The 1,335-nt window shown below is 47.9% G+C and carries 2 protein-coding genes; one reads left to right on the top strand and one right to left on the bottom strand.

Features of this window, described 5'->3' with window-relative positions:
• The coding region (locus C5S62_RS13690) for a hypothetical protein (RefSeq protein WP_223301070.1) at positions 1 to 359 on the top strand (359 nt) is incomplete at its 5' end.
• Here C5S62_RS13690 and C5S62_RS00065 read toward each other — a convergent pair.
• Complete coding sequence (locus C5S62_RS00065) at positions 303 to 1,169, bottom strand: hypothetical protein (RefSeq protein ID WP_133159428.1); 867 nt, start codon at positions 1,167 to 1,169, stop codon at positions 303 to 305. The genes C5S62_RS13690 and C5S62_RS00065 overlap by 57 nt on opposite strands.
• Between the last annotated feature and the right edge of the window lie 166 nt (positions 1,170 to 1,335).

Raw genomic sequence — 1,335 nt, 5'->3', positions numbered from 1 at the left:
GTGGAAAACATGGTGAGGGATGCGCAGAAACTCCTGAACACGCTGTAAGTAAGCCGCCTGATGTCCTCTTGAGGCGGAAAGGCATATTATACATATCGTTTCATGGCCGGCAATCTTTCTCAAAGGTTGCCGGTCATAATTTTATAGTAGGGATTTTCGTTAATGATGCAGAGCGGATGTCTGCAACCCGAGTAGTCTCATCAAGACGATTTCAAAAAGAAAGCATCGCGTTTCCTTCCGATAGGACGCGATGCTTTTCCGTTTTGCAACATATCATTCCGGTTATGGAAAGGGAGCCGGAATTAATTCAGGCTGATGTTGAGCAGCCGGATGGTGTTGTCGTTGAAAACCACGTTTGAAGACTCTATTCCTATGCTGGCGTTCAAGGCGTAGGCGTTTTCATCGAAATCATCAATCTTTATGAAAATGTCGATTGTGCCATCTACAGGAACGTTGGTCGTTTTGTCACGGCTGAAATTCTCGCCATCGAAGGAAATCCCGGTGCTCCAGTAGTCGTAGTAATTGCCGAAGTTGTCCAGTGTTCTGCAGCTCCCCAATTTGAGATTTTTCAGTTCCTTGCCCGTATTGTTCTTCAGGGAGAATGCCACGATGCAGTTGCCGTTCTCGTCGTATGATATCTGGCGCATGGTATAGTCCAGCCGGCGGTCGTTAGTCTGTATGCCGTTTGACATCACGCGGTGGTCAGTCACAGGGATATTCTTGCTGCTGACGCCTCCACTGAATCCGTGTACCGGCGATTTGCAGTTGAAGGCTAACTCAATGCGTGTGGCGGAGTTGGTCGGGTCGAAGTTTGTGATCTTGAAAGAACCTCTGATGGTTTCGCCGCTGCGGATGGAAGTTGTCCGGTTGTTGCTGTAGTCGCCCTCTCCGAAAGCCACGTAAGTTTCCCCATTATCCACCCAGGTATAGCTGTTGCCCAGGTTGTCGTAGGTTTTCAGGGAGCTGAGGTTGAAGTTCTGTTCGTCTTTCTTTGAGATGTTTTTCACGGTAAAGTCAACGATCAGCACACTGCCCACACGCTCGCATCCGGTGATGGTCATTGCGTAATAGTCGTTGAAGTTGGGCTCGTCGTCCTTGAGCAGGTCGTCACACGAGGTAAGGCCGCATGCCGCCACGAGCATAAGGATCAGAAACTTGAAGGTTTTCATTGTTACAGGAAAAGTTATGGGTTAATAAAATGTGAATTATGCTGTCCCGGATTATCCCGGAAGGGGGTGTTTCGGGAAACACTGTGCAAAATTACCTTAATAAACCTGAATGCTGTAAAAAAGGGTCAAGCCGAAAACACGGTGCATGACTTTTGAGAGAACTGTT

The organism is Prevotella sp. MGM2 (assembly GCF_002933955.1).
Classification (GTDB): Bacteria; Bacteroidota; Bacteroidia; order Bacteroidales; family Bacteroidaceae; genus Alloprevotella.
The sequence above is the reverse complement of the archived record's forward strand: the minus strand, read 5'-3'. Positions and strand labels throughout refer to the sequence as shown.

Coding starts and splice junctions, on each gene's coding strand:
- C5S62_RS00065 (WP_133159428.1), bottom strand. CDS start 1,169: ATGAAAACCTTCAAGTTTCTGATCCTTATGCTCGTGGCGGCATGCGGC.